Source organism: Patulibacter sp. (assembly GCF_030655195.1).
Taxonomy (GTDB): domain Bacteria; phylum Actinomycetota; class Thermoleophilia; order Solirubrobacterales; family Solirubrobacteraceae; genus Patulibacter.
Genome location: NZ_JAURWA010000001.1, coordinates 1 through 16,135, shown reverse-complemented (window position 1 = coordinate 16,135; position 16,135 = coordinate 1). Strand labels below are relative to the sequence as shown.

Below are 16,135 nucleotides of genomic sequence, written 5' to 3'. Positions count from 1 at the left end.
GTCCCGGACCTCGGCCGCCTCGCGCGCCGCGACCCGGGCGTCCTCGCGAGCGGCGTCGAGCCCGGCGACCCGCGCGTCGTCCTCGCGTCGGAGCTCCCGCAGCCGGTCGACCTCGCCGGCGCGCCGCTCGACGAGGGCCGTCGACGTCGCCACCACGAGCGCCTCGGGGTCGAGACCCGCGACCGACGCCGCGTCGCGCAGGGTCCTCTCGAGGTGATCGACGGCCTCCCGCTCCGTGGTGACCCGCGACTCCTGTCGGCGCAGGCGATCCGCGCGCTCCTGCTCCCGCGCCGCGGCCTCGGCGGCGGCCGACGCGCGAGCGCCCGTGGCGGCCGCGTCGTCCCCCCGGCCCGAGCGGTCCGCCCGCCCCACGACGAGACCGACGACGACGAGCGCGCCGCCGCCGAGCGGCTGCCCGAGCGCCGCCAGGGCGACGCCCACGACCACGCTCACCACGGCGACCAGCAGGAGGACGGAGACGCGGACGCCGTCGTCCTCCGGGACCGCGGACGGCACGGGTTGCGCGGGTCGGGCACGGAGCTCCTCCAGCGCGTGGGTCGACGCCTGCAGCGCGCCCCGCCGGACGAGCAGGTCCTGCAGCGCACCCCGGACCTCGGTGACCGCCGACGCGGTGCGGTCGAGCTCCTCGCGGGTCGGGACGGACCCGGGACCGACGGCGTCGCCGTCCCCGGCTGCGCCGACCCGGGCGCCGGCCGACCCGGGGCCGCGATCCGCCCCACGCCCGCGATCCGCCCCACGCCCGCCGTCCGCCCCACGCCGGCCATCCGGGCCCCGGACACCCGCCGCCCGCCGGTCCGCCTCCGCCTCGGCACCCCGCGCCCGCCGGTCCGCCTCCTGCGCCCGTGCCTCGGCGGACGCCACGCCCTGCCGGGCCTCGGCGAGCGCCGCCGCGTGCCGGCCGGCCTCGCGGCGGGCGGGCAGCGACGCGTCGATCGCCAGCACCCCGTCGACGTCCCAGCCGGGACCGAGGTCCGCCACCGCCCCGCGGGCCTCGTCGGTCAGTCGCGCGGCGGCGCTCCGCAGTCCGGAGCGCGCGAGCAGGCGTTCGCGCTGCGCCGTCGCCTCGCGGTCGAGCGTGCGCAACAGCTCCGCCGCGGCGAGCAGCCCGGGGTCGACGACGAGGTCCGCGAGCTGGTCGGCGGTGACGTCCCGACGACTGCGCACGACGTCGAGCTGCTCCCGGACGGACGCCGCGGCCCGGTCCGCGTCGCGGGCGGCGGTCACGTCCGACGCGCGCACGATCGGGCCGTCGGCGAGCGCCGCCAGCTCGGCCCGGCGGTGGTCGAGCGGATCCACGAGCGACCACACGCGGGTCAGGCGTGCCAGTCGATCGTGCTCCAGCCGACCGTCCCGCAGGCGGGCCTCGAGCGACGCGATCCGCTCGCCGGCGTCGGCCTCCCGGGCCCGCAGGCCGGCGTAGGCGTCCTGGCCGTCGAGCGCTGCGCGCCGCTCCGTGCGCAGCTCCTTCAGCCGCTCGTCGAGCTCCCGCAACGGCGACTCTCCGCGGGGTCGGTACAGCCCGTCGACCCGCCGGCCGAGCGTCGCCAGCGCCTCGTGCGCGGAGCTGCCGCCACCGGTGAGCGACGCCGCGAAGAGCTGGTCGCGCAGGGCGTCCTCGTCCAGGCCGCCGAGGGCCTCGAGCTCGGTCAGGCCGAAGGCGAAGACCGCCTCGAACACGCCGCGGTTGACGCCGCCTAGGAGCCGGGCCAGCGCGAGCTCGTCGTGCGCGGCGCCGCCGCCGTCGAGGACCCGCAGGTCGCGTCCGTGGCGCTCGATCGACCACGCCGCGCCGAGCTCGTCGGCGATCCGCAGCACCCCGCCGTGCCGTCCGCCGGCGAGCGCTGGAATCGCGGGGTCCGTCGCCCGTCCGTCGCGCAGCCCGAACAGCATCGACCGCAGGAACGACAGCAGGGTCGACTTGCCCGCCTCGTTCGGCCCGTGGACGACGGTGAGCCCCGCCGGCAGGTCCTCCCACCCGCGGGCGTGGAAGCGGCCGTAGCCGTCGACGTGCCAGCCGGTGATCCTCACGACGCGTCCTCCGCGACGAGCAGCGACAGGGCGAGCGCCTCGGCGTCCCGCAGCTCGGCGGCGGCGTCGACCTCGAACGCGGTGCCGCGTCCGCGGACCCGGCCGCAGACGTCGTCGTCCAGGGCGGTCAGCCAGCCGCCGGGCAGCTCCGGCGGCGGTGGATCGGCTGCGATCCCGTCGACGTGGCGGACCAGGGCACCGACGAACGACTCCTGGTCGGCGAGCGCGGCGCGGTCGACGACGGGGGCGGTCGCGTCGCGTACGCGGTCCCACCAGCGCAGGGGACGGACGGCCTCGTCGGCCTCGCGCAGCGCGGCGCGGAGCTCGTCGAGCGCCCCGTCGCGCCGCAGGTCGTCGCCCGTCGCGACCCCCGTCAGCGTCACCCGCAGGACCAGCCCGCGGCCGCCGTTCTCCGCGGCCGCCGCATCGCCGGCCCGCCGCAGCAGGTCGACGATCGACGCGACGTCGGGCGCCGCCGAGACGTCGACGTCGAGCGCGGCGAAGCGGAACCGGTCCAGCGGGACGTGCCGCAGCCCGGCGACCCGGTCGTCCTCGACGGTGACGACGACCGCGCCCTTGGCGCCCTGCTCGGCCGGCTTCGGGCTGCGGCCCTGCAGGCTGCCGGCGTAGACGACGTGCGGCTCGGTCGACAGGACCGCGTGGCGGTGGATGTGGCCGAGCGCCCAGTACGCGTAGCCCGGGCGCCGCAGGTCGTCGAGCGAGCACGGCGCGTAGGTCGAGTGGTCCGGCTGGGTGCCGACGGTGGCGTGCAGCACGCCGACGTGGAGGCCGCCGCCGGTGGCCGACGGGTACCGGCGTGCCAGGTTCGCGGTCTCGCTCGCCCGCGCGTAGGACACCCCGTGGAGCGTCGCCAGGCGCTGGCCGTCGCGGACGACCACGCGCGTCGTGACCGCGCCCGCCGGGCAGACCGTCACCCCGTCGGGCCACCCGCCCGCGGCGATCGCCTGCCAGCCGTCCTCGAGCGGGTCGTGGTTGCCGTGGACGACGAAGGTCTCGATCCCCGCGTCGCTCAGCCGCCGCAGCCCGTCGCGCACCCGCAGCTGGGCGCGGAGGCCGCGCTCCGCCCCGTCGTACAGGTCGCCGGCGAGGACGACGAACGCGACGTCCTCGTCGACCGCGAGCCCGACCAGGTCGTCCCACGCCTGCAGCGACGCGTCCTGCAGCGCTCGCCGCACGTGCGGGGCGACGCGCCCCAGGCCGGCGAAGGGCGTGTCGAGGTGCAGGTCGGCGGCGTGGAGGAAGCGGAAGGAGGGCATGGTGGCTCGGGGCGGGTGGGACGGGACGATCGACGACGCGGTCGACGGCGTGGGACGGACGTTGCAGGCGACGCGGCCGGCCGAGGGCTCGCCGGCTGTCGGGCGGCTCAGCCGTCGGGGCGATCGTCGCCCGGGTGGTCGCCTCGGCCGGGCGACCGCGGATCCGCGGCGGGGCCCGTCCCGTCGGTCCGGGTGGCCGTGATGACGCCCTCGGCCGGCGCGATCCGTCGCAGCCGGCACAGCCGCCGGTACGCGTCGTCGCGTGCCCCGGCGCTGGGACCGGTGGCCAGGCGGCTCGCGCTGAGGTACGCCTCGCGCGCCTCGCCGAGCTCACCGATCGACTCCGCCGCCTGCCCCAGCCAGCACCAGGTCCAGGCGCCCTCCGGCGCGATCGCGGCGGCGTGCCGCAGGTGGGCGTAGGCCTCGCGGGGCCGGTCGAGGTCCATCAGCGTGTAGCCCAGGCCGAAGTGCGCCAGCCCGTCGCCGGTCTCGAGGCACTCCCGCCACAGCGCGAGCGCCTCCTCGCCCGGGTGCTGGGTCGCGAGCGAGAAGAGCCTCCTGTTCAGCGAGTCCTCGTCGCCGAACCGGTGCCGGGCGGCGACCGCGATCTCGCCGGCGCAGGCGTCGGTCAGCGCGAGCGCCGGCACGTCGAACCGGGGCCCGTCCCAGATCTCCGCGACCGCCGGGTCGTCCGGATCGAAGGCGTCGAACTCGTCGATCCCGAACCCGACCGCGCGGCCCCCGGGCACGTCGAGCAGGTACGCGAACGTCTCGCTGACCGGCGCCCAGCACCCACGCGGCTGGTCGTCGCCGACCCGCCCGAACTCGAGCCCGAGCAGCACGTGGAGCTGGGCATCGTGGGACAGGTACAGGCGGGGTGCTGGGGACATGCGGGACGGGACCTCCGGGACGGCTGGACGGTGCGGGACCGGTGGGGTCGGGCGTCGGCCGGCGGATCTGACGCGGGCGAGACGGCGCCACGACCGCCGCGATCCCGGCACGGCCTCGGCACGGCCGGGCACTCGAAACGACACCCGCGCCCGGGCGACCCTCCGGGCGATGACCGACGAGCCGTCCGACCCCGACCCCGACGCGGACCCCGACCCCGACTCCGCCCCGGACGCCGACCCCGACGCGGCTCCTGCCCCAGACGCCACGGACGGGCGCGGACGGTGGACCGCGCCGATCCCAGACGCCACACCGGACTGGACCGCCCTGCGCCGTGCGTCACCGAACAGCCCGCCCGAGCGCCTCTTCGCGTGGGTCGACGCCCATCGCCTGCCGGACGGGACGCGCGTCGACGAGTTCGTCCACCGCGCGTCGGGCGCGGTGCTGTTCCTCGGGCAGGACGGCCGCGCCTGGACCTACCGCGGCATGGCCCCCGGGGCGGTCGGGCCGAGCGTGTTGCTCGATCCTGCGCCGGCGGACGAGGTGGCCCGCGTCCTCGCATTGCGAGAGGGCGACCGCGCCCGGCACGAGGTCCGTCGGGCGTCCTGGAGGCGGGACGGACCGCCGCCGTGAGCCCTCACCCGTCGACCAGCGACACGCGCTCGACCACCGAGCACTGCGCAGGCCGAGGGCGACGACCAGTCGAGGGCCGGTCACCTGCGCCCGTGCCACGACGGTAGGGGAGGGCGGCGTCAGATCCCGGCCCGACCCGGCGACCCCAGCCGCATGACCGACGAACAACACCCCGGCCCAGACCCCGCCGACGACCGGCCCGCGGCGCCCGCGGACGCGGCACCGACCGATGACCGGCCCGCGGCCCCCGCACCGACCGGCGACCGGCCCGCCCCGACCGACCCCACCCCGGCCCCCGACCGCCTGTGCCGCAAGTGCTCGACGGTCTCGGCCACCACCGGCGAGTTCTGCCCGCACTGCGGCGCGAGCTACGTGCGCCGCGGACGTCTCGGCCGGATCTCGCGCCGCACCCGCGGCGTCGTCGCGGCGTTCGTCGTCCTCGTGCTCCTCGCCGGCGGCGGTACCGCGCTGGTGCTCCAGAAGCAGGCGGACGACCGGATGGAGCGTCGCGAGCGGGCGCAGCGCAACCTCGAGCGGATCGAGGCCCAGGCCCGCAAGCGCCGGGAGGACGCCGCGGCGTCGAAGGCCGCGGCCGCCGAGGACGCCGCCGCCGAGGAGGTCCGGCTGCAGCGCAGGCTCCGCACCCTCACCGTCCGCGACCTGCGCAAGTCGGTGACGAAGGACGCCCGGGCGAGGGCGGCCGAGGGGCTGCTCGAGGACCGCGCCAGGTCGACGGACTGCGAGAACACCGACGGCAACGAGGACGACCTCGACGAGACCTCCGCGGCGTACAGCTGCATCGCGGTCACCGACGTCGACGCCGACGGCAGCTCCCGCGGCTACCGCTTCTCGGCCCGGGTGGACTTCGAGGCGGGCTCGTACACCTGGCAGCTCGGCGACTGACCGACCCGCCCCCTCCCGTCGGACAAGTGCGGTCCGCCCACCGTCCCGTGGGCCGGACCCCGTACGCGGACATCAGGGTGACCGGCAGCGCCACCACGAAGTGACCGAGGGTGTCCGGATACACCACAGACGGGAATGCGGAGGGGCCCGATCGGCCCGGCTCCCCTGGCACTTCGGACACCGGGAGGTCCCTCCGGGCGGGGCAGCATGACGGTCGTCCGCGCTCCCCGGCGTCCGACCCACGTCGGCCGCCACGCACCGGACGCCCTCGACCTCACGAGCCCCCGGAGTTCCCCGTGCACCCCGAATCACCCCGGCGCCGCCGCGCCACGCCACCCTCGCCCCCGAAGGGACGCCGGACGACCGCCGGACGACCGGGCACCACGACCGCCCGCCTCGCCGGCACCGTCGCGGTCGGCGTGCTCGCCGCCGGCGGTCTCGCCTCGTCGGCCCACGCCTACAACTACGTGCCGAGCAGCAACGGCGAGAGCTGGGGCGTCCAGGACGCCGCCGCCCCGCGCGTCGACACGGGCAGCATCCGCGACACGACCTCCAACGCGCTCACGGGCTTCGGCGGCATCCGCGTGAAGGTCTCGACCGACGCGCTCCGCAACGGCGAGCTCGTCCGTGGCTTCGGCCTGCGCTTCGACCCGCCCGAGCGGTTCACGTCGACCACCGCGGTCGACATGGGCGGCGTCGCGATCTCGCGGCAGATGCGCTTCAACCGCACGGCGAACTGGGGCCGGTGGCTCGACACGTTCAAGAACACGACGGACGCCCCGATCACGGTCGACGTCTCGTTCGGCGGCCAGACCGGCGTCGGCAACACGTCGGGCTCGACGAACGGCATCGTCTCCGACACCTCGAGCGGGGACGCCACGATCAACGGGGCCGACTCCTGGGCCCTGACCCGCTTCGGCACCGCGCCGGCGCCGAGCACCCGCGCCCCGTCGGCGATCGTCTTCGGCAGCGCCGCGCCCTACGGCGGCGCCCTGACGCGGACGGGCAACTTCCGGGAGCGGACCTTCACCGAGCCCCGCGCGGCCGCGGGCCACGACTCGAACTTCATCGGCTACGAGCACCGCCTGGTGCTGCAGCCCGGGCAGACGCGCACCCTCGCCCACTTCGTCGTGATCGGGACGGCCGAGAACAGCAGCACCACCGGGCCGACGGTTGCCGGCACCCAGGTCGCGGCGGTCCGCAGCACCGCGCAGTCCCTGACGACCGCCCCGAGCTTCAACGACCTGACGAAGGCCGAGATCTGCGCGCTGGCCAACTGGGACGTCGCGGCGATCACGACGACCCCGGCGGGTGCGATCCCCGCGTTCGACGCGGCCGCGGACTGCCCGCCGGCCGGCGCCCCCGCGATGCCCTCGACGGCCGCCGCCACCCCGACGACGACCGGCTCGACCTACGACGTGATGGGCAAGTCGATCGGCACGATGCAGGCCGACATGGCCGCGGGCCGCACGACGTCGCAGCAGATCACCCGCGCGTACCTCGACCGCATCGCGGCCTACGACGTCGGCCCGTTCGGCTTCAACTCGTACACGACCGTCGCCAAGGACGCGATGGCGCAGGCGAAGGCCGCCGACGACGCCCGTGCCGCCGGGAAGCGCAGCCCGGTCCTGGGCATCCCGCTGACGATCAAGGACCTCTACGACACGAAGGACATGCCGACGACGAACGGCTCGCTCGTCTTCGAGGGCTACCAGCCGCCCGACGACGCGACCTCGGTCGCCCGCCTGCGCGCGGCCGGGGCGATCATCCTCGGCAAGGCGTCGCTCGAGGAGTACGCGCTCTCCGGCCAGTACTCCGACTCGGCCTTCGGCATCGTCTGGAACGCGTTCTCGCCGTCGAAGTCCGCGCTGGCCTCCAGCGGCGGCCCGGCCGTCGCGACGGCCGCCGACCTGGCCGCCGGCTCGCTCGGCAGCCAGACCGGCGACTCCCTCTACGCCCCGGCGAGCGCCGCCAGCCTCTACACCCTGCGCGGCACCGACGGGATGGAGAGCCTCGCCGGCCTCATGCCGCTCTCGTGGCTGCAGGACTACGGCGGAGCGATCACCCGGTCGATGGAGGACCTCGCGGACATCCTCGACATCACGACGGGCACCGACCCGCGCGACGCCGAGCGCACCGCCGAGGCCGACGCCAGGCGCCCGAAGGAGTGGCGCGACACGCTCGACCCGGACGCGCTGAAGGGCAAGCGGATCGGCTACTACGACGCCGCGTTCGTCGACCCGTTCGGCACGACCGGCACGACCGACGCACAGAAGGCGACGCTGAAGGTCTTCGAGGACGCCGGCGCGACGCTGGTGAAGATCACGGGCGGCCCCGCGTCGTTCGGCAGCGTCGTCGGCGACCGCGCGTTCCAGGGCTGGGTCGAATACATCAAGACGCACCCGAACCTGCCCTACCAGGACGCCCGCGAGATCCTCGCCAACCAGAAGCGCCTCCCGTACCGCCGCTCGGCCAACGGCTACACCGGCACGGGGGCGATGACCGAGACCCAGATCGCCGCGTACAAGAAGTACCGCGCGGACGCCAAGCTGCGCGTCGGCGAGTGGCTCGACACCCCGCCGACCCCGACCGACGCCGACACCGGCCAGCCCTCCCCGGGCGCCCTGGACGCGGTCGTCTTCCCGGGCCTGCGCAGCACGATCAGCCTGAACGACGGCAACGCGGCGGCCTTCGGGCGCGGCGACCCGCCGACCAACAGCGCCGGCGCGCCGTCGGTCTCGTTCCCGGCGACGACCAACGACGACGGCGAGCCGACGAACCTCCAGCTCGTCGGCCGCGCCTGGGACGACGGCAAGCTCATGGGCTACGCCTACGCGTTCGACCGGATCGCCAAGGCGCACGTCGCCCCGACGACCGCGCCGAAGCTGGCGTTCCGGGCGGACCCGACGCCGCCCGTGATCGACCAGCCCACGCCGATCGCACCGCAGCCCTCGCCGATCGGCCCGCCGCCGGCCCCGGCCGCACCGCCCACCGCGGGCACGCCCGTGGCGACCCCGCTGCGCACCGTACGGCTGACCACGAGGACGGTCACCCTCGACTCGAAGGGCCGCTTCGCCCTGAAGGTGTCCTGCGCGAAGGGCGTCTCGAGCTGCCGGGTGCGGGTCCTCGTCCGACGGGGCAGCGCACCGGTCGCGTCGCGGACCCTGACGATCCGCGCCGGCCGGACGGTGACCATGCGCGTGCGGCCCAGCGCCTCGATGCGCCGCTCGCTGCTGCGCGGCAGGACCGTCACGGTGAAGGTCTCCCTGTCGGGCGCCGGCGTGAAGGGCGTCACCGCGAACGTGAAGGTCCGTCCGCGGAGGTAGGACCGGGGGCCCGGGCCGGTCGGCGCGGCCGGCCCCGGGTCGCGGTCCACCGACCGGCCAGACGGCGCATGCGGGCCGGTGCCGCGGGGCACCCGGACGTCGTGCGACCGCCGGTGGACCCCAGAGGCCTGAAGCCCCTCGTCGACCACCTGCGCGTCCGGGCCGTGGCCCGCACGGTCGTGGGCAACCCGCCCGCCGCGGCCCAGGAGCAGCGTCGGGCCGCCGTCCTCACGTCGGTGGTCGAGCTGCTCGAGGAGGACCCCGGCCTGGTGCGTCCGCCGACCCGGGAGACCCTGGAGGCGTTCGTCCTGGGGCCCGTCTCCGCGATGGACGACAGCGACGTCCTGGGCCTCCGCGCCTCGTCGCTCGTCGCGGCCTACGGCACCCGGTCAGAGACCAGCTCGGTCACCCACCTGCGCCTCCTCGAGGGCCTGGCGGTCGCCGTCATCCGCGACGCGTGGGAGATGGCCGCCGAGGTCGGCGACGTGCTCATGCGGGGCGGCTCCTCGCCGGACGAGCTGGCGGCCGTCGTCGGCCTCGAGGTCTGCGAGACGGAGGCCGCGATCGCCGGGCTGGACCCGGGCGACGCGTACTTCGCCCGCCGACCCGAGCTGACCCTCGCCGAGCGGCGTCGCTGGATCGCGTCCCTGGGCGCGCCGGTCGAGGCCGACGTCCGCGGCTGACCCCGACCCGGTTGCGGCCGGCGCCCGCGGCCGGATCCACCCCGGCACCCTGGAGACGACGTCTACGCCGGCCCGCACCGGGCCGTCGCCTCGTACGCTGCGCGGATGCGCGGCACCCCTGTCCGGACCCCGAGGACCTTCCCGTCCCGTCGGCCGTCGACGACCATCGCCCTGCTCGCGGCGACGGTGGCATCGGCGGCGCTCGCCGGTCCGGCCTCGGCGTCGACGGTGCGCCGCTGCGGCACGATCGCCGTGCCCAGCACCCAGGCGCGGGCGGCCACCTCGCTGCGGGGCCCGGCCCTGGCCTGCGCGACCGTCCGGCGGGTGGTCCGCCGCGCCTACGACCGCTCGGTGCTGCTCGCCGACACGCGGCCGTTCACCGTCCGCGACGCCGGCCGGGCGTACCGCTGCCGCTACACGCCCAGGACCGGCGGGATCGTGTGCGAGACCGGCCCCCGCCGGCTCCGCGGCACGATCTGACGGGCACCCCCGCCACACCACCGGCACCGCTCCGGCACGAACGCCCCCTCGATCCGTGCCACCGGTCGGGGCGATCGTCCCGGCATGAGCTTCACGTGGCGCGACCCGTCCATCCCGGGCACACGACCCGGCCCGAGCGCCTCGGCGTGGAAGGCGCACGCGACGGCGACCATCGTCCACGCCACCCTGGAGGCGCTGCTCGACACGGCCCCGGCGGTGTCCGACCCGCTGGCGGCCGAGCTCCTGGGCTCCGACGCCTGCGGGGTCTGGTGGGCGCCGGCGGACGAGGCCGACGTGGCGCCCGCCGAGCACGAGCACCTCGTCGGCCGCACGTACGCCGCGCACCTCGAGCAGCTGGCGACCCCGGCGGCCGTCGCCGCGCTGCGCGCCCTCCAGCTCGGCGGCAGCGACGGCGTCGTCCCCGAGGTCGAGGCGGCCGCGGAGCGCCTGGTCGAGAGCGGCCTGCCGGAGCCCCCGTGGTGGCCCGACGCCGGGCGGATCGCGGCGCTGCGCGGCGCACGGCTGTCGTGGGACGACGACGGCCACCGCTACACCAGCCTGCTGCTCGAGGTCGACCGTGCCGGCGACGTCGTGACGATGGCCGTCGCGACCCTCGACGACTGCGCGGGGGTGATCGGCGACGTCCTCCTGTTCTCGGACCTCGACGGCTTCGGGGCCGTCGTCGACGACCCGGCCGACGACCGACGGCTCGAGTGGCTCGACGTCCCCGCCGTCCAGGGCCTGATCCGCCGGGCGATCGACCGCACCGACCTGCTCGGCACCGGCGACCCGCCGGGCACCTCGGAGCCCGAGGTCGGCTACGTCGCCCTCCGCGGACTGGCGCAGCGCTGGTCGCACGCCCCGGGCGCCTGACCGCACGCGCCCACACCCCGACCCCACCGCCCGACGCATGCCCCTCCGCCCGACCCGTCCCACGATCCTCCTCGCCGTCCTCCTCGCCCTCGGGTGGATCGCGGCCGGCCGGGTCGCCGAGGCCGCCGGCGAGGAGTACGTCGCCCTCGGCGACTCCTACTCGTCGGGCCTGGGCACCGGCGCCTACGTCGACCGTGCGTGCCGGCGCTCGTCCACGGCCTTCCCCGACCTGGTCGCGGCCGCCCGCCCCGGCACGACCCTGACGTCGGTGGCGTGCGCCGGCGCGACGACGGCCGACGTCCTCGCCGACCAGCTCGGAGCGCTGACCCCGTCCACGGGACTGGTGACGATCACGATCGGCGGCAACGACGCGGGGTTCACCGGCGTCCTCGTCCGCTGCGCGCTGCCGATGTGGGCGGCGCGGTGCGGTCCCCCCGTCGGGCGGGCACGCACGACGATCCGTCGCTCGCTGCCGGCGCGGCTGGACCGCGTCTACGGCGAGATCCGGCGCCGGGCACCCGCCGCCGTGGTCGTTGTCGTCGGCTACCCGCGGCTCTTCAACGGCATCGACTGCGGTGCGGCGACGTTCTTCAGCCGGGGAGACCAGCGGCTGCTCGACGGCGCGGCCGAGCTGCTCCGCGACGTCACCCGTGCACGGGCCCGTGCCGCCGGATTCCGCTTCGCCGACGTCGTCCCGGCCTTCCGGGGCCACGCGGTCTGCGACGACGCCGAGTGGCTCAACGGCCTGTCCAGCCCGCTGCGCGAGAGCTTCCACCCCAACGCCGCGGGCCACGCGGAGGGCTACGCGCCCGCCGTGCTCCGGGCCGCGGGATGAGGGCGCGAACGTCCGGAGCCGCGCCCGGTCCCGTACCGGCTGCACGCCGACCCCGTCGCGACATACTCCTGCGGTGTCCTCCGTCGACACCGACACCGACGCCGCCCTGGACCGCCTCGCCGGCCTGGTCGACGCCGCGCCCGGGACGCTCGTCCTCTCCGGCGCCGGCCTCTCGACCGAGTCGGGCATCCCCGACTACCGCGGGCCCGACGGCAAGCGCCGGGTCTCGCCGATGCAGTACCGGGACTTCGTCGGATCGTCCGAGGCCCGTCAGCGGTACTGGGCCCGCGCGTTCGTGGGCTGGCGCAACTTCTCCGCGGCGGCCCCCAACGCCGGGCACCTGGCGGTCGCGCGCCTGCAGGACGCGGGCCACCTCGGCGCGATCATCACCCAGAACGTCGACGAGCTGCACCAGGCCGCGGGAGCCCACGACGTCATCGACCTGCACGGGACGCTCTCGCAGGTCGTCTGCCTGACCTGCGGCGACCGCAGCTCGCGCTGGGACCTCGACGAGCGAATGGCCCGCGACAACCCGACCTTCCACGTGCACACCGGCGAGATCCGGCCGGACGGCGACGTCACGCTGGACGAGATCGAGGTCGCCGGGTTCGTGGTCCCGCGCTGCATGGTCTGCGACGCGGACACCATCAAGCCCGACGTCGTCTTCTTCGGCGAGTCGGTCCCCAAGGACCGCGTCGAGCGGTCCTTCGCGCTGACCGACGAGGCGCCCGCGCTCATCGTCCTGGGCTCGTCGCTCATCGTCTTCTCGGGCTACCGCTTCGTCCGGCGCGCGGCCCAGAACGGCACCCCGGTGGCGATCGTCACGCTCAGCCCGACCCGTGGGGACGAGGCGGCGTCCGTGGTGATCAACGCCCCGCTGGGGGAGACCCTCACCGAGCTCGAGCGCCGACTGGGCCGCTGAGCCCGAGGCGTCCGTCGAGGGTGTCCGACCGTCCCGACCGTCCCGACCGTCCCGACCGTCGCGGACGTCCCGCGGGCGCCTGCGCAGCGCGCGCCCTGCCCGCGTGGCGGTCGGGTCAGGCGGCCTGGCCGCTGAGGATCGCGACGAAGCGCTCGACGCGGCGACGGTCCTCGGCGGGCAGCTCGCCGTCGACCTCCACCAGCAGGGTCATCGGGCCGCGACGGCGGGCCCAGTCCTGCGTCTCGGCGCCGAAGGACGGGGCGACCCAGATCAGGGCGAGCGTCCCCGCGTGCGCGATGACGGTCCGCTCCCGCTCCTCGGGCGTCGCCTCACCACGGACGACGTTGATCGCGGTGGTCCCGAGCGTGCGGGCGGCGTCGTCGATCGCCGGCAGGCCACCGGCGTCGGCCGTCACGGCGACGACGCCCTCCCGCAGCATCTCGACGGCCCAGCCCTCGGGCGACCCGGTGAGGATCGAGGGCGCGCAGACGAGACGGAAGAGCGGGTCGGACACGGCCGCACCGTACCGCCTGGCGCACCGGGCACCGTCCCCCGGCACGTCGGACGGACGCCGTCGGTGGCAAGCTTCAGGGTCGATGCAGCGATCCGCCCCCGCCGAGGCGCCTTCCGGGCCGACGGCCGGGCAGCCCCGATGACCCGCCCCGACCCCGACCGCCCCGTCGTCCCCTCCGAGCTCCTGCAGGCGATCACCGCCCTGGACTCGGCGCTCGAGAAGCAGCCGCCGCTGGAGGAGCCGCTCGTCCTGTGGCGCGCCTGGGCCCGCGACATCACGACGCTGCCCGACGGCCCCCTCGAGCCGGGCGACACGATCGAGGACGTCGGGTTCTGCGACTGCACCCTCCATCAGGGCCACGCGATGTCGGTCACCCCTGCCGGGGGAGCGCTGATCCGCCTGCTGCTGCCGCCGGGCGTCCGGGTCATGCCGCTCTGGTACACCGGCGGCGAGGCCGCCCAGGGCCTCGTCTTCCTGGCGCGCGGCACGCAGCTGCGGGTCGAGGCCGTGGACGAGGTCGGAGGGTGGGACTTCCCCGTCGTGACCGCCCTTGTGCTCCTGCCGGGCGACCCGCTGCCGGAGCCCGTCGGCGACATCGCCCTGAGCCTCCCGCCCCGCGACGAGATCCCGCCGCCGGCGCAGATCACCCGTGTGGTCTGGGGTCCGGACGAGCCGCGTCTGCTGCGCTGAGCGCGACGGTCGCCCGCCCGGTCGCCCGCAGCCGGGTGACGACGGGGTGAATCCGCGACGAATCCGCATCGGTGAACGCCGTTGTCGGTATCCTCCGCGCGGTGTGGTGGTCCGACCCAGACGCCGAGATCCCGGTGCTCACGCGCGGCCCTACGGACGGCGTCGGACCGATCCTCGAGGGCTATGGCCTGTCGCCGACCTCCGGGCTGTGGACCGACGCGGGACACACGGTCGGCGTCGCCCGCTCGCCCGCCGGGCTCTTCGTCGGCTGGCTCGACGTCGGCTGGCTCGCGTCGGACGAGCCGTTCACGGAGATGCGCGACATCACGCACCTCGTCGAGCGGACCGCTCCCGCGCCGCTCGCGCACGAGATCGGCATCGCGCTCGCCGAGGCCGCCCGGTCGCGCGCCGAGCACCTCCGTGCGTGCGAGCGCTGCGACGAGCGCTTCGTCCCCGGGCAGATGTTCGGCGCCGCGTGCTGTCACAGCTGCGCGGTCCGCGACGGCGACACCGGCCGCTAGCGCCGCACGCGTGCCACACCGTCCCCGACGACCGTCGAACGACCGTCCGGCCAGGGCACGAAGGCGCGACCTCCCGGCCCGGCCGTCGACACACAGGACATGAGCGTCGCGCCGACCGCCGACCAGATCACCGGGCAGCGAGCCTCGGGGCTCGTCGCCGCCCTCGTCGGCGGCCGTCGCAGCGACCGATCCTCCCGGCGGACAGGACGCCGGACGGCCGAGCAGGGACGGGGCGCGTCGGAGTCGACGGTCGCCGCACCGGGGGGCGGAGCCACGGGGAAGACCGGAGCACCAGGCCTCCCGGGGGCCAGGCGTGCTTCGGCGGGGCGGGGGACGGCCGGGGCGCCGGGGGCCGCCGCGGTGCCGGGGACCCCGGGGGACCGGAACGACACGGGGGAACCCGAAGGCGGCCGCCGGTCCGGGCGTGCCGGGCGCGTGGCCCGCAGCCAGAGTTCGGTCCGCAGCCGGCGCCGCGACGTCGAGGCCGAGCTGATCGGGCTGCACGTCGGAGGGACCGAGGACCGCTCGTGGTGGGAGCCGTGCTGGGAGCGGGGGCTCGACGACGGCGTCCCGACGGACCGGCTCTTCGACGCCCTCCGCGCCTTCCGCCCGGAGGTCCGTGTCCTGCACGACCTGCGGGTCGCGGGTGCGCCGGCGCCGATCGATCACGTCCTGGTCGGACCTGGCGGGGTCGTCGTGGCCGACAGCGAGGCCTGCCAGGGGCGGGTGCGCACCGACGGCGTGCACCTGCGCGTCCGGGGGAGGGATCGGTCGCCGATGATCGACGTCGCCCTGTGGCAGGCGGAGGTCATCCGGTCGACCCTCCGGCAGCGCGGCATCCGCGACGTCCCGGTCCACGGGGTGCTGCACTGGCAGCACCTGGAAGGACTGGGCGACCGGGCGATCTGCCTGCGGGGCGTCCCGCTGCTGTCGGCCGGAGCCGCCATGGGACTCGCGGGGACGGGCATCGACCTCTCGCCCCTGTCGGTGGAGCGGATCACGGCGGCGTTGGCGCCGGCGAGCGCGCCGCACTGAGGCAGGAACCCGTCGTCCCCGGTAGCTCGAGAGGCGTCGTCGAGCAGGGTGCACCGCCTCCGGACTCGGTAGGGAGGCCCGGGGGAGTCGCCCGGAGAAGCCAGGAACGGACCGCTACACGACTTGGAGCCCTCTCGGGAAAAGAAGTTGCGACGAATGTTGAGCGCCGAATCCCCAGTGTCCAAGCCGAGAACGTCGCTCTGGCGGGTGGCCGAGGGGCCACGGACGGACGGAATCGGTGAGGGGCACGACGCATCCCCAGGGGCCCGTATGTATATTCATCGAGCCGCTGGTCACCGCGGCGCAGCGCCACAAGCCAGAGACCCGAGGGTCTCGACAAGGCGGAGGCGGATGCGCTAGGCTGACCAGCCCGCACCGGACATCGGTCTGGTGTGCGCCTCCAGAGTTTGAACACCTGGTCCGTAGGGCGTGGCGGTCTTTGAAAACGCAACAGCATGCGCATGTCTCGCGGAAGCGGGGTGTGCGTCCAGGTTCGATGGCCGAAC

The 16,135-nt window shown here is 76.0% G+C and carries 15 protein-coding genes; 11 read left to right on the top strand and 4 right to left on the bottom strand.

Annotated elements, in window-relative coordinates; all coding sequences use genetic code 11:
- The 3 genes from Q7T67_RS00075 to Q7T67_RS00065 form a co-directional block, all read right to left on the bottom strand.
- Positions 1-2,049 (bottom strand): AAA family ATPase (locus Q7T67_RS00075; protein WP_304785280.1); only part of this gene is annotated, 2,049 nt, incomplete at its 3' end.
- The gene (locus Q7T67_RS00070; protein WP_304785279.1) at positions 2,046-3,326 is read right to left on the bottom strand and encodes a DNA repair exonuclease; all 1,281 of its coding nucleotides are present in this window, start codon (positions 3,324-3,326) and stop codon (positions 2,046-2,048) included. The genes Q7T67_RS00070 and Q7T67_RS00075, both read right to left, overlap by 4 nt.
- 107 nt (positions 3,327-3,433) lie before the next feature.
- Positions 3,434-4,216 carry a tetratricopeptide repeat protein gene (locus tag Q7T67_RS00065; RefSeq protein ID WP_304785278.1) on the bottom strand — a complete coding sequence of 261 codons (783 nt, stop codon included), beginning with the start codon at positions 4,214-4,216 and terminating at the stop codon, positions 3,434-3,436.
- A gap of 169 nt (positions 4,217-4,385) precedes the next feature.
- Between Q7T67_RS00065 and Q7T67_RS00060 the strand changes: the two genes are divergently transcribed.
- The 8 genes from Q7T67_RS00060 (at position 4,386) to Q7T67_RS00025 (ending at position 12,869) form a co-directional block, all read left to right on the top strand.
- Positions 4,386-4,847 (top strand): hypothetical protein, encoded by a 462-nt coding sequence (locus Q7T67_RS00060; protein ID WP_304785277.1) that lies wholly within the window; start codon positions 4,386-4,388, stop codon positions 4,845-4,847.
- Positions 4,848-5,000: 153 nt separating this feature from the next.
- Positions 5,001-5,750, top strand: coding sequence for a hypothetical protein (locus tag Q7T67_RS00055; protein ID WP_304785276.1), 750 nt, complete (start codon positions 5,001-5,003; stop codon positions 5,748-5,750).
- 419 nt (positions 5,751-6,169) lie between these two features.
- Positions 6,170-9,076: an amidase gene (locus tag Q7T67_RS00050; protein WP_304785275.1), complete on the top strand. Its 2,907-nt coding sequence runs from the start codon at positions 6,170-6,172 to the stop codon at positions 9,074-9,076.
- 113 nt (positions 9,077-9,189) lie between these two features.
- Complete coding sequence (locus Q7T67_RS00045) at positions 9,190-9,759, top strand: hypothetical protein (RefSeq protein ID WP_304785274.1); 570 nt, start codon at positions 9,190-9,192, stop codon at positions 9,757-9,759.
- Positions 9,760-9,864: 105 nt separating this feature from the next.
- Positions 9,865-10,239: a hypothetical protein gene (locus Q7T67_RS00040; RefSeq protein ID WP_304785273.1), complete on the top strand. Its 375-nt coding sequence runs from the start codon at positions 9,865-9,867 to the stop codon at positions 10,237-10,239.
- An 84-nt stretch (positions 10,240-10,323) separates the two neighbouring features.
- Positions 10,324-11,112 (top strand): hypothetical protein, encoded by a 789-nt coding sequence (locus tag Q7T67_RS00035; protein ID WP_304785272.1) that lies wholly within the window; start codon positions 10,324-10,326, stop codon positions 11,110-11,112.
- A gap of 37 nt (positions 11,113-11,149) precedes the next feature.
- Positions 11,150-11,947 carry an SGNH/GDSL hydrolase family protein gene (locus Q7T67_RS00030; protein WP_304785271.1) on the top strand — a complete coding sequence of 266 codons (798 nt, stop codon included), beginning with the start codon at positions 11,150-11,152 and terminating at the stop codon, positions 11,945-11,947.
- A gap of 73 nt (positions 11,948-12,020) precedes the next feature.
- A complete protein-coding gene (locus Q7T67_RS00025) occupies positions 12,021-12,869 on the top strand; it encodes an NAD-dependent protein deacetylase (protein WP_304785270.1) in 849 nt (282 codons plus the stop codon).
- A 115-nt stretch (positions 12,870-12,984) separates the two neighbouring features.
- On the opposite strand, the gene Q7T67_RS00020 is transcribed toward Q7T67_RS00025, so the two are convergent.
- Positions 12,985-13,383 carry a hypothetical protein gene (locus Q7T67_RS00020; protein WP_304785269.1) on the bottom strand — a complete coding sequence of 133 codons (399 nt, stop codon included), beginning with the start codon at positions 13,381-13,383 and terminating at the stop codon, positions 12,985-12,987.
- A gap of 138 nt (positions 13,384-13,521) precedes the next feature.
- On the opposite strand from Q7T67_RS00020, the gene Q7T67_RS00015 reads away from it, so the two are divergent.
- The 3 genes from Q7T67_RS00015 to Q7T67_RS00005 all read left to right on the top strand — a co-directional run bounded on the left by Q7T67_RS00015 (position 13,522) and on the right by Q7T67_RS00005 (position 15,629).
- Positions 13,522-14,073, top strand: coding sequence for a hypothetical protein (locus tag Q7T67_RS00015; RefSeq protein WP_304785268.1), 552 nt, complete (start codon positions 13,522-13,524; stop codon positions 14,071-14,073).
- A gap of 101 nt (positions 14,074-14,174) precedes the next feature.
- Entirely contained in the window at positions 14,175-14,594 is a 420-nt protein-coding gene (locus tag Q7T67_RS00010; RefSeq protein ID WP_304785267.1) for a hypothetical protein, read from the top strand.
- Positions 14,595-15,029: 435 nt separating this feature from the next.
- Positions 15,030-15,629 (top strand): NERD domain-containing protein, encoded by a 600-nt coding sequence (locus Q7T67_RS00005; RefSeq protein ID WP_304785266.1) that lies wholly within the window; start codon positions 15,030-15,032, stop codon positions 15,627-15,629.
- Positions 15,630-16,135: the final 506 nt, after the last annotated feature.